Below are 6,474 nucleotides of genomic sequence, written 5' to 3' on the forward strand. Positions count from 1 at the left end.
ACGGAACACTGTTGCGCCTCACCCTTCTGTAACGCTACCGTCGCTGTGCGTCGTCGATCCAGGGTTGTCCCTCGGCAGGACATCGCCCTGACCGGCGCAACTCTCCCCGTCCCGCGCCCCATTGGGGAGAGTCCCGAAGGGTTGTCCCCCTCCCGCCGCTCGTCATGCCGGCGCGTGGGCGGGGGACAACTCTGCCCCCGCATCGCGCGCCGAGGAGAAGGGCACCCATGCCATGGCCCCACCCCCACCCCCACCCCCACCAGAACCATCCAGCCGTACGACGGGCAGTGAGGCGCGGCGGCGTCTGTCGATGTTGATCGACATGTTCGGCGTGGGCGGGACGCTCGTGATGCCCACGGCCGACCCACGCCCGGACGCGTCCCCGCCCACCCCCGACTCCACCCGCGATGCCACTCCCGACGCCGTCCCCAACGCGCTCCCCGACGAAGCCGAGCTGTTCCAGCGCATCTTCGGGGACTCGCCACCGCAGTGACCGCCCCGCATACCCGCACCCCTCACTCCACGCCCCACGCCCGCCCAGTCCCCAACCGAGAGGATCGCCATGCCGCCCCCGCCGCCCCAACCCGACGCCCTCGCCGACGCGTTGATCCGCGTACCCCGGCACGAGTTCATTCCGTCCCAGGCCTGGGCCGTGCCCCAAGGCGTCGGCACGCCGCCCGCCGCCGCCTCCGGGTACTGGATCGATCAGCACCGTGACCCGGATCGCTGGTGGCGGGCCGTGTACTCCGACAGCGTGATCGTCACTCAGCTCGACGGCGGCCGGACCGCGCTCACCCCGGCCAACGCGGCGGCTCCGTCGACCGCGCCGAGTTGTGCCGCCTCCAGCCCCCTCCTCGTCACCGCCGGGTTACGGCACCTCGCCGTGCGGCCCGGTGACCGGGTGCTCGATATCGGGGGTGGTACCGGCTGGACCTCCGGGCTCTGCGCCTACCTCACCGGGGACGACGCCCTCGTCACCACCGTCGAGATCGACCCCGATCTGGCCAGGACCGCCGCCGAGAACCTCGCCCGCTGCGGCCTCCGTCCGAGCGTCGTCACCGGCGACGCGGCCACTGAACTGCAAACCCCGCACAGCCACTCCGACGGATTGTTCGACCGCGTGCATGTCACCTGTGGCATCACACACGTCCCGTACGTATGGGTCGAACGCACCCGTCCCGGCGGGCACATCGTTCTTCCGTACAACCCGCCCGTCGGCAGGCTCCTGCGTCTCACCGTCCTCGACGACGGCACGGCCACCGGCCGGTTCGGGGAGGAGTGCTCGTATATGCCCTTGCGTTCGCAGCGACTGCCCCAGCCCCACCAGCACCAGCACCAGCACCAGCACCAGCACCAGCACACGAACGAGGGCACAACCGCCGCCGACACCCCGCCACCCCGCGTCCGCTCCCTGAACTCCGGCAACGACAGCGAGTCCCTGCTCCACCCCGCCCCCGGCCTTCAGGTCCTGCTCGCCTCCCTCGTCGGGGATGAGCCCTGGGTGAGCGGTTCCGGGAGCGTGCTGTTGACCGACGGGGTCTCCCGCGCCACCGTCGACAAAGGCGGCCGGCTGACGCAGTCCGGGCCGCGTGACCTGTGGGACGAGGCCGAGTCCGTCCACCGCGCCTGGACCCGGCAAGGCCGCCCGGGGCTGGACCGTATCGGCTTCACCGTCACACCGGAGCGCCAGTACGTGTGGATGGACGACCCGGCCGTACCCGCCGTCCGCGCCCTCGACACAGTGGCGGGCAACGCGACGACCGTGGGGGCTTCCCTTGGCTGACTGCGGCACCTGCCATGGCAAGGGATGGGTCTACGAACACCAGGACGGCGCGCGCAAGAAAGTGAGCTGCCCCGTCTGCAAGTAGGCGGGACACCTCACGCCTCCGGTCCGCCCAGGCGAGGGGCGTGCGCGCCCCCCGTGCACCATGGTGGGGACGCGTGACACTCGTAGATGGCGCGACATCCGCAGGTCGCGTGACATCGGTATACCGAGAGATCCAGGCAGGGGTAGGCGTGACAGGGAATGGCATACCCGACGAGTTTCTGGACGGGTACGCCCGCATCCTGGCGGCGGCCGCCTCGACGGGCCGCCGGCTCACCCGGGACGAGTTGCTGGCCCGCCGGGAGCTGGGGGAACGGGCCGCGGAGGCCGGCTTCGGGCTGCGTGCCCTGGTCGGCGCGCATCTCGCCGCGGCCCGCGCTCACTGGCCCGTCACCGCCTCCACCCGCACCACCTCCCCCCACGCCGCCTTCCCCCGCACCGACAACAGCACCGACAACAGCGGCGGCACGGACGCCCGCGGCGACACCGGCGGCAGCGGCGCCTCCGGCTCCGTCGACAGCGTGCTCGCCGCCATCGAGCAGGCCGTGGACGCGTTCGCCGAGGGGTACGAACAGGCCCAGCGGCTCGCCGTACGGCAAGAGGTCGCCGCGCGCCGGGAGTTCATCGACGACCTGCTGTACGGGCGCAGCGATCCGGGTCGGCTGGCGGAGCGTGCCGAGCGGTTCGGGCTGCGGCTCTCGTACGAGCACGCCGTGGCGGTCGCGGAGGGATTCGTCGCCTATGACGAGGAGGACGCCGTTCCGCGCTCGGTGGAGCAGGCGCTGGTCAGCCGGTTCGGCGATCGCAGCGTGCTGCTCACGACGAAGGCGGGCCGGCTCGTCTGTATCGCGCCGGGCGACCAGGGCGAGGTCCTCGCCTACTTCGCCAAGCAGGCGTTCGCCGCGACGGACGGCGGCCGGGTCGCCATCGGCCGGCCGCGCCCCGGGGTGGGCGGGGTGGTGTGGTCGTACGAGGAGGCGCTGAACGTACTCGACCTCGCGGACCGGCTCGCCCTGGCCGGTCCCGTCCTGCACGCCGCCGATCTGCTCGTCTATCCGGTCCTGACCCGGGACCGGGAGGCCATGACGGAACTCGTCCTCAGCACGCTCGGTCCGCTGGAGGCGGCGCGCGGCGGAGCCGAGCCGCTGATCGAGACGCTCTCCGTCTACTTCGAAGCGGGCTGTGTGGCGGCGGAGGCGGCGCGGCGGCTCTCGCTGAGCGTGCGGGCCCTGACGTACCGGCTGGAGCGGATCCACAAACTCACCGGCGCCGACCCCGCCGATCCGGTGCATCGCTACACCTTGCAAACCGCCGTGATCGGGGCCAGGCTCATGGACTGGCCGGCGAAGACCTTCTGAGCCGGAAGGCCGCTGACGCACCGGCAGCCTTCCGCACCCGGGAGACCTTCTGCTGTCGGCATTAAGAACGCGTTAAGACTGCCGGAAAACGGCAATGTCCGGTTCCGGGCAAAGATGGGACCATGGGGGCCTGCCGGGGAAACAAGCGGCAGAGGGGGAGGGGGGAACCGATGGATCCGATGACCTTTTTTCTCGGTCTCGGCATCGCGGGGATCGCGCTGCTCGTCCTGTCGCTGATCTTCGACGGCATTCTTGAGGGGCTCTTCGACGGGGTCGGGGTGCTGAACGGACTCTTCGACGGGCTGCTCTCGCTGCCGGTGATCGCCGGGTTCGTCTCGATGCTGGGCTTCGGCGGCGCGATCGTGCTGAGCACCACCCCACTCGGTACGGGGCCGGCCGCCGTCACGGGGGTGGCGGCCGGGCTCGGTGCCGGGTGGCTGACCTGGAAGTTCAGCAGGGCGCTGATGCGTGATCAGACCGCCGTCACACCCCGGGGCGACGATCTCGTGGGCTCGGCGGGCACGGTGGTCACCGCGATTCCGGCCGGAGGGTACGGCGAGGTGCTACTGCGGCTCGGCGGCCAGCCGGTGAAGTACTCCGCGAAGAGCGCGCAGCCCGTGGCGAACGGCGCCGAGATCTGGGTGGAGGAGACGCTCTCGTCGACCTCGGTCCTGGTGCGTCCCGTTCAGCGCTGACCCGCACGCCCATCGCCCCCACCCCATCGCACCCCTCCATCGCACACCCGTCGCACCAATCACCCCAAACCGCTTCAATCGCCTCGATTTGCCGTCCTCTTGTCGTCCTCTCGTCCGTCTTCTTGTCGTCCTCTCGGGAGGGGCGGGAGGGGCCGGGAGACACGGGAGGCAAGGGAGAGAGCACCATGAGTCCACTTCTCATCGCCGTGGTGGGGGTCGTCGCACTCGTCGTCCTGCTGGCACTCGCCGTCATCACGCGCTACAAGGTCGCCGGGCCCAGCCAGGCGTTCATCGTCACCGGGCGGCGCGGCAAGCAGTCGACCGATCCGGCCACCGGCCGGGTGTCCATGGACACCAGCGGCCAGAAGGTCGTGGTCGGCGGCGGCGTCTTCGTCGTCCCGTTCGTACAGCAGAAGTTCACGCTGGACCTGTCCAGCCGGCACATCCCGGTGGCCGTGCGCGGCGCGGTCACCCTGCGCGGCGTGAAGGCGAACCTCGAAGGCGTCGCCATCGTCAAGGTCGGCGGCACCGAGGACTCGATCCGGGCCGCGGCCCAGCGCTTCCTCCAGCAGCAGGGCGGCATCGTCGGCTTCACCCAGGAAGTGCTCTCGGGTGCGCTGCGCTCCATCGTCGGCCGGATGTCGGTCGAGGACATCATCCGCGACCGCGCGGCCTTCGCGGGGCAGGTCGCGGAGGAGGCCGAGGCGAGCCTCTCCGGGCAGGGCCTGGTGCTCGACGCCTTCCAGATCCAGGACATCACCACCGAGGGCTCGTATCTGGAGGACCTCGGCCGGCCCGAGGCCGCGCGTGCCAAGCAGGAGGCCGACATCGCCGAGGCGGTGGCGCGGCGGGCCGCCGAACAGGCGCGGCTCAAGGCCGAGGAAGAGATCGCGATCGCCCAGCGGACGTTCTATCTGAAGCAGGCCGAGATCAAGGCCGAGACGGACGAGGCGGCGGCGCGCGCGGCGGCGGCCGGACCGCTGGCGCAGGCGGCGCGCGAGCAGGACGTGCTCATGGAGCAGGAGAAGGTGGCCCAGCGCCAGGCCGCGCTGACCGACCGCGAGCTGGACACCAAGGTACGTAAGCCCGCGGACGCCGCGCGGTACCAGGCCGAGCAGGAGGCCGAGGCCCGGCGGATCGCGCTGGTCAAGCAGGCCGAGGCGGACGCCGAGCGGTCCCGGCTCACCGGTGAGGGCGAGAAGGCGCACCGCGCCGCGCTCGCCGCCGCCGTACGGATCGAGGGTGAGGCCGAGGCCGCCGCGATCAGCGCCAAGGGTTCCGCCGAGGCGGACGCGATGCACAAGAAGGCCGACGCGTTCGCGCGGTACGGGGACGCGGCCGTCCTCCAGATGCTGGTGGAGGTGCTGCCGTCGGTCGTCGCGAAGGCGTCCGAGCCGCTGAGCGCGGTGGACAAGATGACCGTGATCTCGACGGACGGCGCGGGTCAGCTGGCACGTACGGTCGCCGACAATGTCGCGCAGGGCGTCGAACTGCTCAGCTCCACCACCGGAGTCGACCTGGCCGAGCTGCTGAAGGGCATCGCCGGGGGCAAGACCGCGGGCGCGGGCGCGGGCGCGGCGGCGGCCGTGGAGACGAAGACGGCGGGCGGCGCCAAGGTCAACGGGCGGATCGAGGTCACGGACTGAACGGCCCGGACGGCCGCACGGCCGGGACAGCCCGAACGGCCCGCGCGGGCTGAACAGGCTGAACAGGTCGTGCGGAGAGAGGACGGGGCCCGGTCGGCGGGGAAGCGGGGGAGCCGACCGGGCCCTTGGCGTTCGTTCCAGTCCGGCAACCAGCCCCAGCGTGTGCGCACTTGCCAGCCCAGACATCGGAGCCACCTCATAAAGGCGAGGCAAAGAAGCGCTGTCGGCTCGCATCCGCGATTCCCTCGGCCGTCGGCGGGGCATCACCAGGAAGCAGCCGCCACGCGGAACTCTCAGCGGACCTCCCGAGGGGGAATCTGATGAGCCGGCCCAGCCCGCCGCCAGGCACCACCACATCGCCGACCCCGCCCATCCCAGTGGCTTCGCCCATCCCAATGGCTTCGCCCACCCCAGCGGATTCGGCCGTCCCGCCCGCCCCGGCGCGTACCGCCTTCACCCTCCGCGGCGAGGTCGCGTGCCCGCTCTCGCTGACCGTCGCCGATCTGCGGGAGCGTTGGGAGCAGCACCACGCCGAGGTGGTCTTCGACTGCGCCACCAGCGGGCCGCGGCACCACACCTTCGAAGGGCCGCTGCTCCGGGAGGTGGTCGACGAGGCGAAGCCGGTCTTCGACGCCCGCCGGCGCAAGGACAGGTCCCGGTTCCTGCTCGCCGTCACCGGCGGGGACGGGCACCATACGGTGCTCTCCTGGGCGGAGATCGACGCCGACTTCGGCAACGTACCGATCCTGCTGGCCACGGCCATGGACGGACGCAGCCTGGAGTCGGCGGGCAGCCAGCTGGTGGTGCCCACGGACCGCTGCGGGGCGCGCTACATCAGCGCGATCACCAGCGTGTGGGTGGGCGCGTGCGCGGTACCGCCCCGACCGGCCGAGCGCACCGCGACGCCCGCGCGGTGATGTCCCGCCCCCGCCCCCGCCACCGCCACCGCC

6 protein-coding genes are annotated in these 6,474 nt (G+C 71.8%); all 6 read left to right on the top strand.

The window, feature by feature from the left end; genetic code table 11:
- Positions 1 to 310: 310 nt before the first annotated feature.
- The 6 genes from CU044_RS30325 to CU044_RS30350 all read left to right on the top strand — a co-directional run bounded on the left by CU044_RS30325 (position 311) and on the right by CU044_RS30350 (position 6,441).
- The gene (locus CU044_RS30325) at positions 311 to 493 is read left to right on the top strand and encodes a hypothetical protein (RefSeq protein ID WP_129771945.1); all 183 of its coding nucleotides are present in this window, start codon (positions 311 to 313) and stop codon (positions 491 to 493) included.
- 69 nt (positions 494 to 562) lie between these two features.
- Positions 563 to 1,783, top strand: coding sequence for a methyltransferase domain-containing protein (locus tag CU044_RS30330; protein WP_129771946.1), 1,221 nt, complete (start codon positions 563 to 565; stop codon positions 1,781 to 1,783).
- A 233-nt stretch (positions 1,784 to 2,016) separates the two neighbouring features.
- Positions 2,017 to 3,183 carry a helix-turn-helix domain-containing protein gene (locus CU044_RS30335; RefSeq protein ID WP_129771947.1) on the top strand — a complete coding sequence of 389 codons (1,167 nt, stop codon included), beginning with the start codon at positions 2,017 to 2,019 and terminating at the stop codon, positions 3,181 to 3,183.
- A 179-nt stretch (positions 3,184 to 3,362) separates the two neighbouring features.
- On the top strand, positions 3,363 to 3,878 hold the full coding sequence (locus CU044_RS30340; RefSeq protein ID WP_129771948.1) for a hypothetical protein: 516 nt from the start codon (positions 3,363 to 3,365) through the stop codon (positions 3,876 to 3,878).
- 185 nt (positions 3,879 to 4,063) lie between these two features.
- A complete protein-coding gene (locus CU044_RS30345; RefSeq protein WP_240045945.1) occupies positions 4,064 to 5,524 on the top strand; it encodes a flotillin family protein in 1,461 nt (486 codons plus the stop codon).
- Between the two features lie 395 nt (positions 5,525 to 5,919).
- Positions 5,920 to 6,441, top strand: a complete 522-nt coding sequence (locus CU044_RS30350; RefSeq protein WP_129771949.1) for a molybdopterin-dependent oxidoreductase — start codon at positions 5,920 to 5,922, stop codon at positions 6,439 to 6,441.
- The last annotated feature ends 33 nt before the right edge of the window (positions 6,442 to 6,474 follow it).

The organism is Streptomyces sp. L-9-10 (assembly GCF_004151105.1).
Taxonomy (GTDB): Bacteria; Actinomycetota; Actinomycetes; order Streptomycetales; family Streptomycetaceae; genus Streptomyces.

What these genes read in the sequence shown, in the direction of transcription:
- CU044_RS30325 (WP_129771945.1), top strand. Translation starts at nt 311, where the DNA reads ATGTTGATCGACATGTTCGGCGTGGGCGGGACGCTCGTGATGCCCACG.
- CU044_RS30330 (WP_129771946.1), top strand. Translation starts at nt 563, where the DNA reads ATGCCGCCCCCGCCGCCCCAACCCGACGCCCTCGCCGACGCGTTGATC.
- CU044_RS30350 (WP_129771949.1), top strand. Translation starts at nt 5,920, where the DNA reads ATGGCTTCGCCCACCCCAGCGGATTCGGCCGTCCCGCCCGCCCCGGCG.
- CU044_RS30345 (WP_240045945.1), top strand. Translation starts at nt 4,064, where the DNA reads ATGAGTCCACTTCTCATCGCCGTGGTGGGGGTCGTCGCACTCGTCGTC.
- CU044_RS30340 (WP_129771948.1), top strand. Translation starts at nt 3,363, where the DNA reads ATGACCTTTTTTCTCGGTCTCGGCATCGCGGGGATCGCGCTGCTCGTC.